We start from the raw sequence: 19,161 nt of genomic DNA on the forward strand, positions 1-19,161 counted from the left end.
GGGCCGGGCCGCACCGACCCCGAGCGGCTGGCCCTCTCGGCCGGGGTGCGCGCGGTGCGCGGCCCCGACGGCGCCCGCACCTGTGACGGCCCGGCCGACGTCGCCGCCTGGGCGGCCGAGCGCGCCGCGGCCGGCGGGTTCTCCGTCACCCGTGTGCCCTTCGCCGAGATGGACGCCTGGGGCTTCCACCCCGGCACCGGCGACCTGGTCCACGACAGCGGGCGGTTCTTCTCGATCACGGGGCTGCGCAGCATCGTGGACGACGACCCGGCCACCCTCCGCCACCAGCCCATCATCCGCCAGCCCGAAGTGGGCGTCCTCGGCCTGCTGGCGAAGGAGTTCGACGGGGTCCTGCACTTCCTGGTCCAGGCGAAGATGGAGCCCGGGAACCCGGGCGTGGTCCAGCTCTCCCCGACCGTCCAGGCCACCCGCAGCAACTACACCCGCGCCCATCGCGGTCGCCCCGTACGCCACATCGAGCACTTCGTCGGGCCGGGCCGGGGCCGTGTGCTCACCGACGTCCTCCAGTCCGAGCACGGCTGGTGGTTCCACCACAAGAGCAACCGCAACATGATCGTGGAGACCGACCGCGAGGTCGAACCCCACGAGGACTTCCGCTGGGTCACCCTGGGCACCCTGGGCGAGCTGATGCTCAGGGACGAGACCGTCAACATGGACACCCGCACGGTCCTGGCCTGCGCTCCGGTGTCCTTCGGCACCGGCCGCCCCCTCCACTCCGACGTCGAACTGCTCTCCTGGTTCACCGGACAGCGCGCGTCCAGGACCCTGGCCGCCGAACGCGTCCCCCTGGGCTCCCTGCCCGGCTGGGAGCGCACGTCCGACCGGCTGCACCACGAGCAGGAACGCGACTTCGACGTGGTCGGCGTGTCGGTCCGGGCCCGGGCCCGGGAGGTCGCCTCCTGGTCCCAGCCGCTGCTGGCCCCGCGCGGGCCGGGCGTGGCCGCCTTCCTCACCCGCAGGGTGGCCGGGGTACCGCACCTGCTGGTCCACGCCCGGGTCGAACCGGGCTTCCTGGACACGGTGGAGCTGGGGCCGACGGTGCAGTGCACCCACGAGGAGGCGACCGCGCCCCCGGGCCTGCGGCCGCCCCTCCTGGACGAGGTGCTGTCCGCCCCGCCCGGACGGCTGCTCTACCGGGCCGTGCACTCCGAGGAGGGCGGCCGGTTCCTCAACGCCCGCACCCACTGCCTGGTGGTCGAGGACCCCCGCCCCGACGCGGGGCCCGAACCCGGGGACCGCCTGTGGGCCACGCCCGACCAGCTCGTCGGGCTGGCCCGCCACGGCCACTACCTCAACGTCCAGGCCCGTACCCTGCTGGCCGCGCTCACCACCGGTGCGCTGCGCCTGTGAGGGCGGCCGCGGCGGGCCCGGCGGGGGCCTCAGCCCGTCGTCAGGTCGGTGATCAGGCGGGTGATGACCCCCACGCCGTTGCGCGTCAGCACCGACTCGGTGTGGAACTGCACCGAGGCGAACCACGGCCCGCGCAACGCGTGCACCTCGCCGGTGGCGGGGTCGCGGCTCACCTCGACCGCGCCCACGCCCTCGCAGTGGATCTTGTCCTCCTCGCAGTGCGTCGAGAAGGTGTTGTAGAAGCCCACCAGCTCCTGGTGGCCGAACAGGTCGATCAGGTGCTGCGTCCCCTGGTTGGGGTTCTCCCGGCGGGACACCCGCAGGCCCAGTTCCAGGCTGAGCGCCTGGTGGCTCAGGCACACGGCCAGGAAGGGGGAGCGCCGCGCCAGCAGGGTCCGCACGCCCGCCCGGATCCGGGCGATCTTGGGGTGTCCCGCGTCCCGGGGGTCGCCCGGCCCCGGGCCCATGATCACCAGGTCGTACCCGTCCGGTGAGAAGTCCTCGGCGAATCCGCGCACCCGCACCGACGCCCCGGAGGAGCGCAGCTGGTGGGCGAGCATCGCGGTGAAGGTGTCCTCGGCGTCGACCACCAGGATCTCCATCCCGTCCAGGGTCACCCGGGGGGCGGGGCAGGGCCGGCCCAGCCAGAAACCCGACAGGCGCGCGTTCCGCTCGGCCAGAGCGTCCAGCACCGTGGGGTGGTCCGCCAGGGTCCCCGGGCGGTCGGAGTTCAGCGCGTTCAGCATCCCGGCCGCCTTCGCCCGCGTCTCCACCACCTCCGACTCCGGAACGGAGTGGCGCACCAGGGTCGCCCCCACCGACAGGCGCAGGTGGCCGCTCCGGTCGATCTCGGCGGTGCGGATGAGGATCGCCGAGTCCAGCGCCGCGGCCCCCCGGGAGTCGCGGCCGATGAGCGCCAGCGCCCCGCTGTAGTGGCCCCGTCCCGAGGCCTCGTACCGCGCGATCACCCGGCAGGCGTTCTCCAGCGGGCTGCCGGTGACGGTGGGGGCGAACATCGTCTCGCGCAGGATCTCCCGGGGGTCCCGGTCGCATTCGCCCCGGATCAGGTACTCGGTGTGGGCCAGCCGGGCCATCTCCTTGAGCCTGGGCCCCACGACCCGCAGCCCGGAGTCGCAGATCCGGGCCATCATCTTCAGTTCCTCGTCCACCACCATGTACAGCTCGTCGGCCTCCTTGCGGTCCGCCAGGAACCCGACCACCCCGTCCAGGCTGGGGCCGCCCACCGGGTACCGGTAGGTGCCGCTGATGGGGTTCATCACCGCCGCCCCGGCCTCCAGGCTGACGTGCCGTTCCGGGGTGGCGCCCACCAGGACGTGGTCGGGCGTGAACAGCACGAACGTCCAGTAGGTGCCCGACTCCTGCTCCAGGAGACGACGGAACAGGGTGAGGGCGCTCGCGTGGCCGAACCCCTCGATCCGCGCGGTGAAGGAGCGGCGGAGAACGAAGTTGGAGCCCTCGCCCCGTCCGATCTCCTCGGCGATGACCCGCCGCACGGTGTCGGAGTAGGTGCCGTCGTCGATGTCGAAGCCGCCCCCGTCCACCACCAGCCCGGTGTCGGGGACCCGCTCCAGCACCCGTTCCACGGGCACCTCGCGGCACTCGGAGATCTTCAGCGAGATGATCGGGGCGCCGTCGTCGACGTGCTCGAACCCCCGCTCCGAGATCTGCCGGTACGGTACGGCCGCCAGGACGTCCCACCCCGGGGCGGGGGGCGCGTCCGCGGCCTGCCTCAGGGGGATGTCGGCGAGGGAGTCGTGCAGGGACACCTCACCGGTCAGCACCTCGACCCCTCCGGGACCCGACTCGGGGCGGTGCACGAGCGCGAACGCGGGCACGGCGCCGGAGACGATCCGGTCGAGCAGATCCCCGGAGCCGGGGTCGCGGGGATGCGCGGTCATCGTTCCTCCTCCACTTCGGCCGGGCTCCGTTCGGCCCCGGGGGCGGTCATGCGGTCGAGCAGCCGCTCGGTGGGCGCGACCAGGGCGCACCGCGTCGCGGCGTAGTCCAGGGCGAGACGGTGGTGTTCGATGTCGAAGTCGGCGACCGCGTCGGCCGCCAGGAAGACACGGATGTCATGGCTGAAGGCGTCCACACCCGTCATCAGCACGCCCACGTGCGCGTACACACCGCACAGCACCATCTGGTCGCGGCCCTCGGCGCGCATGCGCTCCAACAGGTCCGAGCGGTGGAACGCGCTGTACCGCCACTTGGTGAACACCCAGTCGTCGGCTTCGGGGGCGAGTGACTCCACCACCTCGCGGTCCCGGGCGGAGGTGGTCATACCCGGGCCCCAGAAATCGTGGAGCAGGCCGCGTTCGCGCGGGGTCATCCGGCCGGGCTGGGCCGTGTAGGCGATCCGCATCCCGGCCCGCGAGGCGTACTCGCGCAACAGGACGCAGTTCTTCATCAGCGTCCCGTACGGTTCCGAGTTGGCGGCGAACGGCCGGAGGAAGAACCGCTGCATGTCGTGGACGAGCAGGACGGCCCGACCGGGGTCGAGGTCCCACCGCGCGGTGTTGGCGGGCAGTTCGTCGGCTGTGGGCATGGCGTACCGCTGGATGGGTGGGATGCCTGGCATGCTCGTCCTCCTGCTGCTGGTCGTCCGGTGCGGTCCCGACACGGGCGCGTTCACACGCCCAGGGTGGCCCCGCCGTCCACGGTGAGCGTCTGCATGGTGATGTGCCGGGCCCGGTCGGACAGCAGGAACACCACCGCTTCCGCGACGTCGTCGGGGTCGGCGATCCGCCGCAGGGGGATGCCCACCCGGTAGGCCTCGGGATCGCCGTCGAGGGTCGCCCGGGGACCGGAGGCGTCCTTCCACATGGAGCGCAGCATCGGGGTGTCCGTGGAACCGGGGGCCACGACGTTGCAGCGCACCCCGTGGCCGGCGAGTTCCAGCCCCAGGCAGCGGGTGAACGCCACCGCCGCGGCCTTGGAGGCGGCGTAGGCCGCCATGCCGGCGCGCGCCGTGCCCGCGGCGTTGGAGGCCACGGTGACGATGGACCCGGTCGAGCGCGTCACCATCGTGCGCGCCGCCGCCCGGGACATCGCGAAGACCCCGGTGGCGTTCACCTCCATGCTCTCGGACCACTGCCGGTCGTCCAGCTCCCACGCACCGCCCGTCCTCAGCACCCCGGCGGCGTTGACCAGGTGGTCCAGAGGACCCAGGGCGTCCTCGGCCTCGGCGACCACCCGATCGGCCGCTCCCGGGGCCGCCACGTCCGCGGTGATCGCCACCGTGCGCGCCCCCCGGGCCGTGAGCCCGGCGGCGACCTCCGCCAGACCGGGGCCGTCCCGGTCCACCAGGGCCACCGCCGAGCCCGGCCCGCCCAGGGCGCGTGCCACGGCGGCTCCGATACCGCCCGCGGCCCCGGTCACCAGGGCCACCCTTGCCTCCATCGGCGATTCCTCTCGTTCCCAGGGGTTCTCACGTGTTCCACGCCGACGCCACCGCGACCGCCTGGGCCGGGTCGAGCCGGGGATCGCACAGGCTCGTGTACCGGTCGCCCACCCGGTCGGCCCGGGAGGCGTCGGAGACGCACTCGGTGACCGGTTCGTGGGTGGCCTCCAGGTGCAGCCCGCCCGCGACGCCGCCGGCGGCGCGCACCGCCGCCTGGAACTCCCGGACCTCCCGGACGATCGCCGACACGTAGCGGGTCTTGAGCCCCGAGGGCGTCCTGACGGTGTTGCCGTGCATCGGGTCGCTCATCCAGATCACGGGGTGGCCCGCCGCGCGCACCGCCAGGACCAGGCGGTACAGGCCGTCCGCCTCGCCCGCCCCCCGCCGGGAGACGAGGGTGAGCCGACCCGGCGTCCGGGCGGGGTCCAGGCGGGCGCACAGCTCCAGGACCTCCTCGACGGTCGCCGACGGACCGACCTTGCAGGCCACCGGGTTGGCGATCTCCGCCAACAGGGCCACGTGCGCCCCCTCGGGGTGACGGGTCCGGTCGCCCACCCACGGCCAGTGCGTGGAGGTCAGGAGGGTGCGGCCGTCCGCGGTACGGCGCAGCGCGGGGACCTCGTAGTCGAGCACCAGGGCCTCGTGGGCCGTCCACAGGGGCGGCGCCGGGGGAGGACCGCCGCCGGGGCGCCAGCCCAGGTGGTCCAGCACGGTGCGTGCCGCGTCGTGGCACACCAACAGGCGTCCGGGGTCGTGCACACGGGCGTCGGGGGTCGCCTCCGGGCCGTTCACCAGGTGTCCCCGGTACACCGGCAGTTCACGCCCCTCGACGACCTCGGTGGGCCGCGAGCGCGGTTTCGCGAACTGGCCGGCGATCCGGCCCACCCGCACCACCGGCCGCCCGGTCGCCGACTCCAGGACCTCGGCCACGCCGTCGACGAGGGCCCTCTGCGCCGAGAGGGTCCCCGGATCGCACCTGGCGGGGTCCTCGGCGCAGTCCCCGGCGGTGACCACCCGGGCCTCTCCCGCCGCGACCCGCGCCAGCAGTCCGCTCAGCCGGTCCACGTCCTCGATCCCCACCAGCCCGGGGCGGGCCCGGAGCCGTTCGCGGACCGCGGGCAGCCGCGGGTCGTCGGCCCATTCCGGTTGCTGGGGCGCGGGTAGGCGGCGCAGGTCGGGCGACTCGGTCTTCACGGCTGCTCCATGATCCGGGTACATCGGTGCTTCGGCGTGGCGGAGGAGGATCGGACTGCCCGCCACGGACCGTTCGAGTGTGCCGGGGGCTTCGCCGCGGCCAGGGGAAGTCGGCTGTACTTGGTCATGTCGTGGCGGGGACCGCCGCGGGCCGGGTCCGTCCGGCACCGACCGGGTACAGGGAGCGGTAGGTGTGCGCCACCGAGGCGAGTGTGATGTGGCGGTGCCACCCGTTGAACGAGCGGCCCGCGTAGTCCCGCATGCCCACCCGGTCGCCGATCTGCACCAGGGAACGTTCGACCCCGTCCACCAGGCCGCTCGCCCACAGCGCGGCGGGGCCCGCGTGGGTCTCCGGCTGCCGGACCAACCAGAGTTCCTGGGGCCAGGGCCGCCCGCCCCGGCCGATCCCGACCAGCAGCAGGTCCTCCTCGGACGCCGCCCCGGAGGCCGGTGCGGCCACGGGCCGGGACACCCGTACCGCCGCGGCCCACTGGACACGGCCGCCGGCGGAGGGGCTCGGCAGCGGTCGGCGCAGCTCCTGGGCGGCCCTCATCACCAGGCCGGCGGGCAGCGTCCGCCCCCGGTGGCCGATGAGGGCGGGATCGCTCACCCGAAGCGCCAGCTCCGGCCGGATCCTCGCCGCGGGGCGCAGACCGGCCGCGCACAGGCGCCGGAACGCGGGCAGCGGGTCGGTGTCGTCCAGGTCCAGGATGACCGGGCGCGGAGGCAGCCCCCAGTTCTCGATCATGCCGAGGCTGGCCTCGGCGGCGCATCCCACCAGGGTCTCCGCCCTGGCCATCGCCGGGGTGGGGGTACCGCAGTCCAGCGTGCCGCGCCACCGCCCGGGGAGGTGCAGCCGCCACTCCACGGGGATGCTCGACCGGTCGGAGGCCAGCCACACCCCCACCGCGCGCTGCGCGTTCACCACCTGGCCCAGGTCCGCGGAGAAGTAGCGGCTGACGCCCACCGAGTGCCGGCCCACCTTCGGTATGACCAGGGGCCGCACCACCCACGCCTGGGGCGGCGATTCGCGCATCGTGTACCGGGCCAGCGCGCGGCGCACCGGCGACCACTCCCACGTGGAGCTGCACACGAAATGGTGCAGGCTCTGCCCGGTCCCGGCGCCGCCCAGAGCGGCCGCCATGTTCCGGACCGACTTGCGGCCCGGGGTGTTCAGCAGTCCACGAAGGTAGTCCGTTCCCTTGCGGCGCTGGTCGCTGCGTGTCAGGGAGGCGAAAAGCTCGTCGACCAGCTCGCTCAGCGGCGCGTCCTCCTCGTGGACGGCGGCCGGCGGGGGAGTGGTCTGCGACGGGAGGACGGGCGGCTGCGGGATCCCGTTCTCCACGGGTTCGATCACGATATTCACGCGGATTCTCCGCTTCGGTGCGCTTCGCTCGACCCGAGCAGGGGATCGGTCGTTTTTCCTGTTCTTGAAGCGCTTCTCACACTAAGAACCGACCCGTTGTTCTGTGAATGACAAGAGTTTGACAGCGGTCTGTCCAGCAGAACTCGGCCACATGTAGCTGGTTCCTGCTATTTCCCCTGCCCCTGTATTGACCGGTCATCGGCCCCGGTTGCAGAGTCGGGTGAGCGTGAACGAAGAGACGGATAACACCGGAGGGCGACCCTCCCGGTGTCCGGTGAAAACCGGGCCCGGGGCACTGGAGGTGGCGTTGAGGTGCAGCGGAAGAAAGTGATCCTCGCTGAACCGCGAGGTTTTTGCGCGGGCGTCCGCCGAGCGATATCCATAATCGAGATCGCTTTGGAGCGGTACGGTCCGCCGGTCTATGTGCGCAAGGAGATCGTCCACAACCACTACGTGGTGCGCGTGCTGCGCGGGCGCGGCGCGGTGTTCGTGGACTCCGAGGACGAGATCCCCGAGGGGGAGGTCTGCGTCTTCTCGGCGCACGGCGTCTCGCCCGAGGTGCGCCGCAACGCCGGGAGGCGCCGGCTGGACGTCATCGACGCCACCTGCCCCCTGGTGGCCAAGGTCCACCAGCAGGCCCTGCGCGTGGCCAGGGACGACCGCACGATCCTGCTCATCGGCCACTCCGGGCACGAGGAGGTCGAGGGCACCCACGGGCACGCACCCGACCGGACCGTGATCGTGGAGACGGTCGAGGACGCCCGGGCCCTGGACCTGCCGGCCGACGCCCCGCTGGCGTACCTCACCCAGACCACACTGTCGGTCGACGAGACCCGCGAGATCGTCGAGGTGCTCCGGGACCGGTTCCACGACCTCACCGGACCCGGCACCGACGACATCTGCTACGCCAGCCAGAACCGCCAGGACGCCATCAAGGCCATCGCCCCGCGGAGCGACCTCGTCCTCGTGGTGGGCTCGCGCAACTCCAGCAACTCCGTGCGCATGGTCGAGGTGGCCCGCCGGTCCGGCACCGCCGCCCACCTGGTCCCCGATGTGGGCGAGTTCTCCGAGGAGTGGCTCGACGGGGTCTCCACGGTGGGTGTGAGCGCCGGGGCCAGCGCCCCCGACGTCCTGGTCGAGGAGCTGCTCGACCTCCTCGCCGACCACGGCTTCCGGGACACCGAACTGGAGAGCGTCGCCCGGGAGGACATCGTCTTCTCCCCGCCGACACGGCTCTCCCGCACCGCAGCCGCCGACGGGCGGCCCGCACCCGCGAAGGGGACCCCATGACGACACCCACCGTCGACGACGTCCGGGAGCTGCGGGTCCGCCTGCTGGACCGCGTCGAGGACCGGCTCGACACCCTTCTGCGCACCGAGCGCGAACGGTGGGCCCGGGTCGACCCCCGGGCCTGCGTACCGGTGGACGACGTGGCGGCCCTGGTCGCCGCGGGCGGCAAGCGCCTGCGCCCCGCGTTCCTGCTCAGCGGCCACCTGGCCGCCGGCGGCGACCCCGAGGACCCCCGGGCCGTCGACTGCGCGGCCGCCGTCGAGCTCGTCCACGTCGGCGCGCTCCTGCACGACGACGTCCTGGACGACTCCGACCTGCGGCGGGGGCGCGTCACCGCCCACGTGCGCCACCTGCGCGACCACGTCGGCCACCGCTGGCGGGGGGAGGCACGCCGTTACGGTGAGGGGGTGGCCGTGCTGTCCGGTGACTTCGCCGACATCCTGGCCGACCGGCTCACCACCGAACTGCCGCCCGACGTGCGCACGATCTGGAACGCCTTCCTCACCGAGATCGTCATCGGCCAGCACCTGGACGTCGACGTCGCGGCCCGCTCCGTCGTCGACCCCGAACTGTCCCGCTGGATCGCCGTCTGCAAGTCGGGCCGCTACAGCATCCACCGGCCCCTGCTGCTCGGCGCGGCCCTGGCCGGACGCGCCGACCTGGCACCGGTCTTCGAGCGCTACGGGGAGTCCCTGGGCGAGGCGTTCCAGCTCCGGGACGACCTGATCGACCTCTTCGGGGACAGCGGACACACCGGGAAACCGGTCGGCCACGACCTGGAGACCCACAAGATGACCCTGCTCCTGGCCCTGGCGGTACGCCGCGACGCCCAGGTGCGCGCCCTGGTGGAGCGACCGGAGTGGGACGTGCCCCGACTGCGCGACCGACTCGACTCCCTGGGCATCGGCGACGTCATCGAAGAACGCATCGGCGAACTGGTCGCCGACGCCGTCCAGGCGCTCGACCGCTCGTCCCTGGACTCCGGCTGGCGCGACGAACTCACCGCCATGGCGCACGAGGTCGCCTACCGCGACAGCTGAACGGGTGACACCCACCGCTCCGCCCCGTAGATCCGGACCGCGCCGCGGTCCCGAGGAGTGAACACATGGCCTTACTGGACACCATCGAGGGACCCGCGTCGCTGCGCGGGTTGTCCGACGAACGGCTCCGCGAGCTCGCCGGGGAGATCCGCGAGTTCCTCGTCGACCGGGTCACCGCCTCCGGCGGCCACCTGGGCCCCAACCTCGGGGTGGTGGAACTGACCATCGCCCTGCACACCGTCTTCGACTCCCCGAGGGACCGGCTGCTCTGGGACACCGGGCACCAGTCCTACGTCCACAAGCTGCTCACGGGGCGCCGTGACGGGTTCGACCGGCTCCGCAAGGCGGGCGGCCTGTCCGGCTACCCCTCCCGCGCCGAGTCCGAGCACGACCTGGTGGAGAACTCCCACGCCTCGACCGCTCTGTCCTACGCGGACGGGCTGGCCCGCGCGGACGCCCTCACCGGGACCGCGGACCGGGCCGTGGTCGCCGTCATCGGCGACGGGGCCATGACCGGGGGAATGGCCTGGGAAGCGCTCAACAACATCGGAGGCGGCCCCGACCGCCCCCTGGTCATCGTCCTCAACGACAACGAGCGCTCCTACGACCCCACTCTCGGAGGTTTCGCCGACCACTTCGCGCGCCTGCGCGGCGGCGACACCGACCTCAGCGTTTTCGAGCAGCTGGGACTGGCCTACCTGGGCCCGGTGGACGGCCACGACATCCCCGCGCTGAGGGACGCGCTCACCCGGGCCAGGGAGACCCCCGGCCCGGTGGTCGTGCACGCGGTCACCGAGAAGGGGCGCGGTTTCGTCCCCACCGAGGAGAACGAGCTGGACAGGGGGCACGCCATCCGCCCCATGGACCCGCGGACCGGGCGACCGCTGTCACCGTCCTCCGGCCCCTCCTTCAGCGCCGTGTTCGGTGAGCACATCACCCGCATCGCCGCCGAACGCCCCGACGTGGTCGCCGTCACCGCGGCGATGACCGAGCCCACCGGGCTGCTGCCGTTGCGCGAGCGCTTCCCCGACCGCGTCATCGACGTCGGCATCGCCGAACAGCACGCCGTGACCATGGCGGCAGGCCTGTCCATGGGCGGCGTCCACCCCGTGGTGGCCATCTACTCCACCTTCGTCAACCGCGCCCTGGACCAGCTCCTCATGGATGTGGCCCTGCACCGGCGGGCCGTCACCTTCGTCCTGGACAGGTCGGGGGTCACCGGCGACGACGGCCCCAGCCACAACGGCATGTGGGACATGTCCGTCCTCCAGGTCGTGCCGGGCCTGCGCATCTGCGCCCCCCGCGACGGGGCCCGGCTGGCCGAACTCCTGGAGGAGGCCGTCTCCTGGGAGGAGGGGCCCACCCTGGTGCGCTTCCCCAAGGGGGCCGTCGGGCCCGACATCCCGACCGAGGCGGTCTTCGCCGGTATGGACGTCCTGCACCGCCAGGGGCCCCTGGACGTCCTGGTGGTGTCGATCGGCGCCCTGGCGCGGGTGGCCCTGGGCGTGGCCGACCGCCTCACCGCCCTGGGCCACGGTGTGACGGTGGTGGACCCGCGCTGGGTCTCGCCGGTCGCCCCGGGCCTGGCGGACATGGCCCGCCGCCACCGCCTGGTGATCACGGTGGAGGACAACAGCCGGGTGGGCGGGGTGGGCTCCACCATCGCCCAGGCGCTGCGCGACGCCGACGTCACCACGCCGCTGCGCGAGTTCGGCATCCCCCGCCGCTTCCTGGACCACGGCGGCCGCGCCGACGTGCTGTCCCTGTGCGGGCTGACCATCGAGGACGTCTCGACGGCGGCCGCCGAGGACATGGCCGTGATCGGCGGCGCCGACCGGGACCCGGAGTTCGCGGCCGGGCTGCGCGGCCTCACCGACGACACGGCGATCCCCACCCCGAGCCAGGCACCCGAGGGAGAGGCACGATGACGGTCGATCTCGGTATCCCCGCCACCCCGCCGCGCCCGCTGGCGACCCGGCGCAAGACCCGGCAGATCATGGTCGGCAACGTCCCCGTGGGCGGGGACGCGCCGGTGTCCGTGCAGTCCATGACCACCACCCGTACCTCCGACATCAACGCCACGTTGCAGCAGATCGCGGAGCTGACCGCTTCGGGCTGCCAGATCGTGCGGGTGGCGGTGCCCACCAACGACGACGCCGACGCGTTGGCGGTCATCGCCAGGAAGTCGCAGATCCCGGTGATCGCCGACATCCACTTCCAGCCCAAGTACGTGTTCCAGGCCATCGACGCCGGGTGTGCGGCGGTGCGCGTCAATCCGGGCAACATCAAGAAGTTCGACGACAAGGTCGCCGAGATCGCCAGGGCCGCCTCCGCGGCGGGCACCCCGATCCGTATCGGTGTCAACGCCGGGTCTTTGGACAAGCGCCTGCTGGCCAAGTACGGCAGGGCCACTCCCGAGGCTTTGGTGGAGTCGGCTTTGTGGGAGTGCTCCCTGTTCGAGGAGCACGGGTTCCGCGACATCAAGATCTCGGTCAAGCACAACGACCCGGTGGTGATGGTCAACGCCTACCGCCAGCTGGCCTCGGCGTGCGACTATCCGCTGCACCTGGGGGTGACCGAGGCCGGTCCGGCCTTCCAGGGCACCATCAAGTCGGCGGTGGCGTTCGGTGCGCTGTTGTCGGAGGGGATCGGTGACACCATCCGGGTGTCGTTGTCGGCGCCTCCGGCGGAGGAGGTCAAGGTCGGTACGCAGATCCTGGAGTCCCTGGGTCTGCGTGAGCGGGGGTTGGAGATCGTGTCCTGCCCCAGTTGCGGGCGGGCGCAGGTGGATGTGTACACGTTGGCCGAGGAGGTCACCGCGGGGCTGGAGGGTCTGGAGGTGCCGTTGCGGGTGGCGGTGATGGGGTGTGTGGTCAACGGTCCGGGTGAGGCCCGTGAGGCGGATCTGGGTGTGGCCTCGGGCAACGGCAAGGGGCAGATCTTCGTCAAGGGCGAGGTCGTCAAGACCGTGCCCGAGTCCAAGATCGTGGAGACGCTGATCGAGGAGGCCATGCGCATCGCCGAGGAGATGGGCGAGGCCGGTGTCGGGCCGGGCGAGCCCACCGTCGCCGTCGCCGGCTGAACCGCGTACACGTCCCCCCTTCCCACCCATCACGGAGCGAAATGAGCATCGACGCGCGCACCCCCTCCGGGGCAGGCCTCCTCACCACCGCGGGGCGCTACGCCCGGCTGGTCAAGTACAAGTTCGTCATCGACTTCCTGCTCACCCTCGTCATCGTCGCCACCCTCCTGGGCGTGGACGGCCTCACCGCCGACGGCGTACCGCTCACCCTGCTGTTCTTCGCACTCGGCATGCTCGGCGTCCTGTCCGCCGTCATGACCCTGGACGACGTCACCGGGGCCGAGGACGGCAGCGACACCGCCAACTACGTCGAGGTCGAGGACACCGCGCTGCGGCCCCTCGAACGCAAACCCCTGCTCACCGGGGAGCTGACCGTCGCACAGGCCCGGCGGTTCGGCCACCTCAGCCTGGTGTGGGGTGCGGTGTGGTGGGCCCTGGCCCTACTGGTCACCCCGCACCCCACACCCGGGGTGGCCGTCCTGACCGCTCTGCTCCTGTTCCTGAGCGTCCAGTACTCCTGGGGACTGAAGCTCAGCTACCACGGGCTGGGGGAGGCGGTACTGCTGTTCTCGGCCACCGCCTTCCTGCTGGCCCCCTACGGCCTCGCCACGGGGGAACTGCCCCTCCTGGTCGTGGTCCAGGGGCTGCTGTTCGGCTTCGGCCAGCTCCTCATCGCGGGCTACTCCAACACCAACGACATCCCCGGAGACGCCGCGGCCGGACGGCGCACGGTGGCCGTGCTCACCTCCGCACGCGGCAACCGGGTGTTCCTCGGGACCCTGACGGCGGCCAACCTCCTGCTCGTGGCCGTTCCGCCGCTCGCCGGTGCCGCCCCCTGGTGGTTCGCGCTCGTCCTCGCGCCGTTCGTCGTGCTGCGGATCCGGCAGTACGTGGGCTTCCTCGCCACCGGGGACCCGCTGGTAGCCCGCAGCCGGGGCATCGCGACCTTTCGGACCGTCGTCGCCTGTACGGTCGCGTTCAACCTGCTGCACCTCTTCCTGTGAGGGGGCTTCCTGTGAGGGGGCGCCGATCCGGGGCGAACGGTCAGGTCGGCCGACCGGCCGACCCGACCGGCCGCCCCTGCCGGGTGAACCAGCCGGCGACCTGGACGCGGGAGGAGCAGTCGAGCTTGCGCATGATCCGCCGCAGGTGGTTGACGGCGGTCCACTCCGAGATGCCCAGACTGCGGGCCACCTCCCGGTTGGTCATGCCGCGTGCGACGAGTTCGGCCACCTGGAACTCCCTCCTGGTCAGCGGCCCGTTCCCGGGCGGGGCCGACCGCCCGGCCGGAGCCGCCAGCCCGGAGGAGGCCAGCACCTCGCCGATCGTCTCCTCCGGGGTCAGGGCCAGGCCCCGGGCCCGGCACTCGGCGAACACCCTGCCGCCCAGCCGCAGCCTGGCCTGCTCGAGGGTGTCGGACACCGCCGCGAGGAAGGGGGCGGGAGGCGAGCAGTCCGTGCCCGACCGCAGGGCGGCCGCCGCGCCCAGCGCGTGGGCGATGGTGCGCCAGCCCTCCTCGGTGACGTCCTGTTCACGGGCGAGCAGCACGGCCACCCGCTCCATCCCCGTGGCGCACGAGGGCCGGTCGCCGGAGGCGTGCAGCGCCTCCAGGGCGGCACGGTAGCGGGGCAGGCCCCGTTCGGCGCCCTCACGCGCCCAGGCCGCCTCGGCCAGGACGCAGTCGGTCAGCGCCTCCTCCCGGTCGTCGCCCCACCGGGTGAACTCCCGGCGGGCCCGCTCCGCCGTGGCCGCGGCGGACTCGTGGTCGCCGGCCATCACTTGGCACAGCGCCAGGTCGCGCAGGGCCAGGGCCTGTTCGTATCCCTCGTTCAGCGCCGCCAGACCCCACGCGGCCCTCTCCAGGAGATCCGCGGCGGTCCCCGCCTCACCGCGGTACATCGCGAGCGAGCCCAGGCGCCGCAGCCCGGTGGCGGCGCCCCGGGAGTCCCCCGCGGCCTCGTAGCCCTCCAGGGAAGCTCGCAGGTGCGCCTGCGCGCGGTCGTGCTCGTTCACCCACACCAACAGCTCACCGAGGATGCCCCGGCCTTCGACGACCACCCGCTCGGGGACGCCGGGCCCGGACAGCACCCGCTCCAGCATCTCGGTGATCCCGCGGACCCGGCCGTTGCCGTGCCAGTAGCCGCGCAGGGCGAAGGCGAGCCGGAGCGCGCCCGCGTGGTCGCCGTGGTCCAGCAGGAAGCCCATCGCGGAACGTGTGTCCGTCGTCCACTGGCGCAGGCGCGGCAGCAGCCGTTCGCGCTCGTCGGTCCCCGGGGGGCCGTGGAGGGAATCGGTGAGCTGGAGGAAGTACTCGGCGTGCGAGCGCAGGACCTGTTCCAGCCCGCCGGTCTCGCGCAGCCGGTCCAGGACGTGGCGGCGCGTCAGGAACGACAGCCGGAACGTCACGTCACCGTCCTCGCACTCGCCCGTGTACAGCACGTTCATGTCGACCAGCCGCTCCATCAGGTACTGGACGCGGGTCGCGGGCAGCCCGGTCACCGCGACCGCCGAGGGCAGGTCGAAGCCCTCGTGGAACGCCGCCACCTGCCCCAGGAACTCCCGGTCGAGGTCGTGCAGGCGGCTCAGGGCCAGGGAGATGGCCGAGCGCATGCTGGTGTGCGAGGACAGCGTGCCGCCTCCGTCGACCGAGAGCACGTCCAGGTCCCGTGCCAGTCCGGACAGGACGACCTGAGGGGAGCACAGTTTCATCTGCGCGGCCGCCAGTTCGATGGCCAGGGGCAGGCCGTCCGTCAGGGCACAGAGGCGGGCGACCGCGTCGTGGTTCTCCGGGGTCAGCTCGAACTCCGGGCGCACGGTCCGCGTGCGGCGCACGAACAGCTGCACGGACGGGAGCCTGCGGGTCTGTTCCAGGCCCTCGTTCCCCTTCGCCGAAGGGGTCTCCAACGGGGCCAGGCGCAGCACCTGCTCCTCGTACACCCCCAGCGACCAGGGGGCGACGACCAGGAGCGACAGGTGGGGGTGGTCGGCCAGCAGACCGGTCAGCAGCGAGGGGAGCCGCTCCATGAAACGGTCGCAACCGTCCAGGGCCAACAGGAAGCGCCCCCCGTCCGGCCGTCCCGGCCGGGCCGTGTTCTCCGCCAGGACGTCGTGCACGGTCTGCTCGAGTTCCGCCCGGGAGCCCAGCGGGCTCAGGTCCAGGGAGAGCGCGTCGGCGAACGTCGGCACCACGTCGTTGAACGCGGTCGCGGCGAACCTGCTCTTCCCCACTCCCACCGGTCCGGTGACGGTGACGATGCGGGTGCCCGGTTCGGCCAGCTTCTGTCCGAGGGTCTCCAGTTCGCTCTCGCGGCCGATGAGCGGGGTGGGGAAGTGGTTCCAGGGAGTGAAGGGATGTGGCTCGGATCGTGAGTGATGGGAGATGCTCTGGGACGGGGTGAGCACTTTCGGCCTGCTTTCTCGTTCGCCGCCCTTCTACGGGGCAATGCCGGTGGCACAGGGGCCCCGCCGAGACGTCCGGGGGCCTCCGGCGGCGTGATGCCCGATCCTGTGGGTCACCCGTGCCCGACCCCGTGCGAGGTCGGGCACCCGGCGCCTACACGGTGCGCAGGGGGCGGACCAGGCCGGAGACGCGCGCCATCCGCCCGCCCTGGAAACGTGCGGCCCTGAGGACGGACTTCGACGGCGCGCCCTGGCATGAGGGGCTGGACAGACCGTAGGGGTTGCCCCCGGCCTCGTGGACGATGTCGTAGTCCACGTAGCCGGTGGGGACGATGAGGCAGCCCCAGTGGTGCATCACGTTGTAGAGCGACAGCAGGGTGGACTCCTGCCCACCGTGCATCTCGTAGCTGCTCGTGAACCCGGTGGCCGGTTTGTCGGCGAGCTCGCCCGCCTCCCAGAGACCGCCCGCGCTGTCGATGAACTGCTTCAGCTGGGAACTGATGTTGCCGAACCGCGTGGGGCTCCCGAAGGCGAAGCCGTCGGCCCAGGCCAGGTCCTCCAGTGTCGCGACGGGCACGTCCTCGGTGGCGTCCAGGTGGGCCCGCCACTCCGGGTTGGAGTCGATGGCCTCCTCCGGCGCGTGCTCGGCGACGCGGCGCAGGCGGACCTCGGCGCCGGCCTCCTCCGCGCCCTCCGCGACCGCCTCGGCGATGGCATGCACGTTTCCGGTGGACGAATAATAGATGACAGAGATGCGAGCGGTCATTGTTCCTTTTTATTCAAGGTGGTGGTAATTTCGCTGGTCACTTTGCGTGAGCAATGTGCTGGAGGGGGAGTCCTGATGGAATGCTAGTTGGCGATGGCGCTATGAGGCAAGTGTCATTTTTTTGAGCTCGGAGTTTTTGGTCCGCGCGAAGAGCTTTCATCTGGTGCAAGATTCTTCTTTGTGTCGTGTTGAGGCTGTTCTTTGTGTGATCTGAGTGACTTGTGTTGTACTTGTTTCTCGAGTTACTTGGCATCCAGTCCCTTTTGGGTGCAAGGATCGCTTCGTTTCCCTACGGGGGCGGGGGTCCCCGCGGGGTCGTGGGTCGCGGGACCTCTCGGGTCCGTCGTGCCTGGTGGGCGTCTTTTTTTCGCTTTCTCGATTATCGAGATTTTTGTAAATCCTCTGATCGTCTATTTCCCGGGGTCGTTCGGGGGGAGGGGCATACGTGGAATCACCGATTTCCCGGGCTCACCTGGGGCTTCGGCTTCGGAAGTGGCCGGTGTGCGCGGCGTTCTCTATTCGAATCTCCGGCCGCCGGGCGGGCGGAAGGTGACACAGCCTCGGCGCGCTTCTGTGGATCCCCGCCCGGACCCCCAGACTCGGTGCCATGTACGCCGCATACATCGACCGGCTCGGCGGGCCCGAACTGATCCGCCACGGCACGCTTCCGGACCCCCTCCCCGGGCCGGGGGAGGTCCTCGTCGAGGTGGATTTCGCCACCGTCAACCACGTGGACACCTTCGTCCGCTCCGGGGCCTGGCGAACGCCCCTCACCTTCCCCTTCGCGGTGGGCCGCGACCTCGTCGGCACCGTGGCCCGCGCCGCGGCCGACGCCCCGGACGCCCCCGGCAGGGGGGCTCCCGTCTGGTCGCTCAGCATGGGGTACGACGGCAGGCCGGGAGCCGCCGCAGAACGGGTCGCGGTCCCCGCCGACCGCCTCTACCCGGTTCCTCCGGGGGTGGACCCCGCCGAACTCGTGGCCCTGGCGCATCCCGCCGCCACCGCCCACCTGGCCCTGTTCACGCACGGCCGGCTGCGCCCGCGGGAGGACGTGGTCGTCGTGGGCGCCGGCGGCAACGTCGGCACCGCACTGGTCGCCATGGCCGCCCACGCCGGGGCCCGGGTCACCGCCGTGGCCTCCGCCGCGGACGCCGACCACTGCCGCGACTCCGGAGCGCACGCCGTGCTCGACCGCCGTGATCCCGACCTCCACGGGCGGATCGCGGACCTGCGCCCCCGGGGCGTGGACCTGTACGTCGACGCCGCAGGCCGAAACGAGGTCGGGCCGGCCCTGGCCGTCCTGGCCCGGCGCGGTCGGCTGGTCCTGCTCGCCGGGATGGGCGCGCGCCCCGTCCTACCGGTCGGATCCCTCTACCTCCTGGACCGCTCCATCCTGGGCTTCGCCATCTCCCAGGCGACCGTCGACGAACTGGCCGAGGCCGCCGAACAGGTGGGAAGGCTCGCAGCGAGCGGCGTCCTGCGCCCGCGCCGCCACGACATCGTGCCCCTGGACCACACCGCGCGGGTCCACCGCGCCGTCGAGGAGGGGGAAGCGCGCGGACGCCGGTTCGTCATCGCCGTGAGCGCCGGAGCCCGTCGCCGGGCGGACCTGACCAACTCTGGGCCGATGCTTGGCGCCGCCTCGCCGGGGCTTGCGAACCTTCCAGCCATGAGCGCATCCATCATCGACACCACCCCCCTCTTCGACCTGCGGGCGAGCCTCCGGGTGCCCGCCCCCCCAGAGCAGGTGTACGAGGTCGTGAGCGATCTGCCGCGCAGCTCCGAGTGGAGCCCCGAATGCCGTGGCGGCGTGTGGGTCTCCGGAGAGCCCCGGCAGGTGGGCTCGGTCTTCCGGGGGGAGAACCTGCGCGCCGACGACGTCGTCGGCTGGGCGCCCCTGGTCCGCGGTGTCTGGCACACCGAGGCCCGCGTCACGGAGGCCGACCCCGGCCGCACCTTCCGCTGGATGATGCTCTCCCACGCCGGAGCGGACCAGGAGAGCGTCTGGGGATTCGACATCGAACCGACCGACGACGGCGGATCCGTCCTGACCCACCACTTCCGGATGGGCCGGGCCACGGCCGGGATCCACAAGATCACCGCCGACCTGGACGAGGAGCAGCGCAAGCGCTTCGTCACCGAGTGGACCGAGAAGCTCGAGCGGGACCTCGACGTCACCCTGGCCCGGATCGAGCGCGTGATCCGAGAAGGCTGACCCCCTCACCCCCGACC

At 72.3% G+C, this 19,161-nt stretch carries 14 protein-coding genes; 7 read left to right on the forward strand and 7 right to left on the reverse strand.

Annotated elements, in window-relative coordinates:
- Positions 1 to 54: 54 nt before the first annotated feature.
- Positions 55 to 1,371 (forward strand): NDP-hexose 2,3-dehydratase family protein, encoded by a 1,317-nt coding sequence (locus ACSUPR_RS26805; RefSeq protein ID WP_436887505.1) that lies wholly within the window; start codon positions 55 to 57, stop codon positions 1,369 to 1,371.
- A gap of 29 nt (positions 1,372 to 1,400) precedes the next feature.
- Here ACSUPR_RS26805 and ACSUPR_RS26810 read toward each other — a convergent pair whose 3' ends face one another.
- From ACSUPR_RS26810 to ACSUPR_RS26830, 5 genes are all read right to left on the reverse strand, one after another.
- Complete coding sequence (locus ACSUPR_RS26810; RefSeq protein ID WP_436887507.1) at positions 1,401 to 3,290, reverse strand: anthranilate synthase family protein; 1,890 nt, start codon at positions 3,288 to 3,290, stop codon at positions 1,401 to 1,403.
- A complete protein-coding gene (locus ACSUPR_RS26815) occupies positions 3,287 to 3,970 on the reverse strand; it encodes an isochorismatase family protein (RefSeq protein WP_436887508.1) in 684 nt (227 codons plus the stop codon). The genes ACSUPR_RS26810 and ACSUPR_RS26815 overlap by 4 nt, the downstream gene beginning before the upstream one ends.
- A 50-nt stretch (positions 3,971 to 4,020) precedes the next feature.
- Complete coding sequence (locus ACSUPR_RS26820) at positions 4,021 to 4,791, reverse strand: 2,3-dihydro-2,3-dihydroxybenzoate dehydrogenase (RefSeq protein WP_436887510.1); 771 nt, start codon at positions 4,789 to 4,791, stop codon at positions 4,021 to 4,023.
- Positions 4,792 to 4,819: 28 nt separating this feature from the next.
- A complete protein-coding gene (locus ACSUPR_RS26825; protein WP_436887512.1) occupies positions 4,820 to 5,986 on the reverse strand; it encodes a 3-deoxy-7-phosphoheptulonate synthase in 1,167 nt (388 codons plus the stop codon).
- Positions 5,987 to 6,110: 124 nt separating this feature from the next.
- Positions 6,111 to 7,352, reverse strand: a complete 1,242-nt coding sequence (locus tag ACSUPR_RS26830) for an IS701 family transposase (RefSeq protein WP_436887514.1) — start codon at positions 7,350 to 7,352, stop codon at positions 6,111 to 6,113.
- A gap of 327 nt (positions 7,353 to 7,679) precedes the next feature.
- Between ACSUPR_RS26830 and ispH the strand changes: the two genes are divergently transcribed.
- The 5 genes from ispH to ACSUPR_RS26855 all read left to right on the forward strand — a co-directional run bounded on the left by ispH (position 7,680) and on the right by ACSUPR_RS26855 (position 13,768).
- Positions 7,680 to 8,642, forward strand: a complete 963-nt coding sequence (gene ispH / locus ACSUPR_RS26835) for a 4-hydroxy-3-methylbut-2-enyl diphosphate reductase (protein WP_436892162.1) — start codon at positions 7,680 to 7,682, stop codon at positions 8,640 to 8,642.
- The gene (locus tag ACSUPR_RS26840) at positions 8,639 to 9,682 is read left to right on the forward strand and encodes a polyprenyl synthetase family protein (protein ID WP_436887515.1); all 1,044 of its coding nucleotides are present in this window, start codon (positions 8,639 to 8,641) and stop codon (positions 9,680 to 9,682) included. The genes ispH and ACSUPR_RS26840 overlap by 4 nt, the downstream gene beginning before the upstream one ends.
- A 65-nt stretch (positions 9,683 to 9,747) precedes the next feature.
- Positions 9,748 to 11,610: a 1-deoxy-D-xylulose-5-phosphate synthase gene (locus ACSUPR_RS26845; RefSeq protein ID WP_436887517.1), complete on the forward strand. Its 1,863-nt coding sequence runs from the start codon at positions 9,748 to 9,750 to the stop codon at positions 11,608 to 11,610.
- Entirely contained in the window at positions 11,607 to 12,764 is a 1,158-nt protein-coding gene (gene ispG / locus ACSUPR_RS26850) for a flavodoxin-dependent (E)-4-hydroxy-3-methylbut-2-enyl-diphosphate synthase (protein WP_436887518.1), read from the forward strand. The genes ACSUPR_RS26845 and ispG overlap by 4 nt, the downstream gene beginning before the upstream one ends.
- A gap of 41 nt (positions 12,765 to 12,805) precedes the next feature.
- Positions 12,806 to 13,768: a UbiA family prenyltransferase gene (locus tag ACSUPR_RS26855; RefSeq protein ID WP_436887520.1), complete on the forward strand. Its 963-nt coding sequence runs from the start codon at positions 12,806 to 12,808 to the stop codon at positions 13,766 to 13,768.
- Between the two features lie 40 nt (positions 13,769 to 13,808).
- On the opposite strand, the gene ACSUPR_RS26860 is transcribed toward ACSUPR_RS26855, so the two are convergent.
- Both ACSUPR_RS26860 and wrbA read right to left on the reverse strand, forming a co-directional pair.
- Positions 13,809 to 16,166 (reverse strand): ATP-binding protein, encoded by a 2,358-nt coding sequence (locus tag ACSUPR_RS26860; RefSeq protein ID WP_436887522.1) that lies wholly within the window; start codon positions 16,164 to 16,166, stop codon positions 13,809 to 13,811.
- Positions 16,167 to 16,317: 151 nt separating this feature from the next.
- On the reverse strand, positions 16,318 to 16,929 hold the full coding sequence (gene wrbA, locus ACSUPR_RS26865; RefSeq protein ID WP_436887523.1) for an NAD(P)H:quinone oxidoreductase: 612 nt from the start codon (positions 16,927 to 16,929) through the stop codon (positions 16,318 to 16,320).
- A 607-nt stretch (positions 16,930 to 17,536) separates the two neighbouring features.
- Here wrbA and ACSUPR_RS26870 point away from each other — a divergent pair.
- Positions 17,537 to 19,144, forward strand: a complete 1,608-nt coding sequence (locus ACSUPR_RS26870) for a zinc-binding dehydrogenase (protein ID WP_436887525.1) — start codon at positions 17,537 to 17,539, stop codon at positions 19,142 to 19,144.
- Positions 19,145 to 19,161: the final 17 nt, after the last annotated feature.

Origin of the sequence: Nocardiopsis dassonvillei (assembly GCF_964273065.1) — a bacterium.
GTDB lineage: Bacteria > Actinomycetota > Actinomycetes > Streptosporangiales > Streptosporangiaceae > Nocardiopsis > Nocardiopsis dassonvillei_B.

What these genes read in the sequence shown, in the direction of transcription:
- ACSUPR_RS26810 (WP_436887507.1), bottom strand. Translation starts at nt 3,290, where the DNA reads ATGACCGCGCATCCCCGCGACCCCGGCTCCGGGGATCTGCTCGACCGG.
- ACSUPR_RS26815 (WP_436887508.1), bottom strand. Translation starts at nt 3,970, where the DNA reads ATGCCAGGCATCCCACCCATCCAGCGGTACGCCATGCCCACAGCCGAC.
- ACSUPR_RS26820 (WP_436887510.1), bottom strand. Translation starts at nt 4,791, where the DNA reads ATGGAGGCAAGGGTGGCCCTGGTGACCGGGGCCGCGGGCGGTATCGGA.
- ACSUPR_RS26840 (WP_436887515.1), top strand. Translation starts at nt 8,639, where the DNA reads ATGACGACACCCACCGTCGACGACGTCCGGGAGCTGCGGGTCCGCCTG.
- ACSUPR_RS26845 (WP_436887517.1), top strand. Translation starts at nt 9,748, where the DNA reads ATGGCCTTACTGGACACCATCGAGGGACCCGCGTCGCTGCGCGGGTTG.
- ispG (WP_436887518.1), top strand. Translation starts at nt 11,607, where the DNA reads ATGACGGTCGATCTCGGTATCCCCGCCACCCCGCCGCGCCCGCTGGCG.
- ACSUPR_RS26855 (WP_436887520.1), top strand. Translation starts at nt 12,806, where the DNA reads ATGAGCATCGACGCGCGCACCCCCTCCGGGGCAGGCCTCCTCACCACC.
- wrbA (WP_436887523.1), bottom strand. Translation starts at nt 16,929, where the DNA reads ATGACCGCTCGCATCTCTGTCATCTATTATTCGTCCACCGGAAACGTG.
- ACSUPR_RS26870 (WP_436887525.1), top strand. Translation starts at nt 17,537, where the DNA reads ATGTACGCCGCATACATCGACCGGCTCGGCGGGCCCGAACTGATCCGC.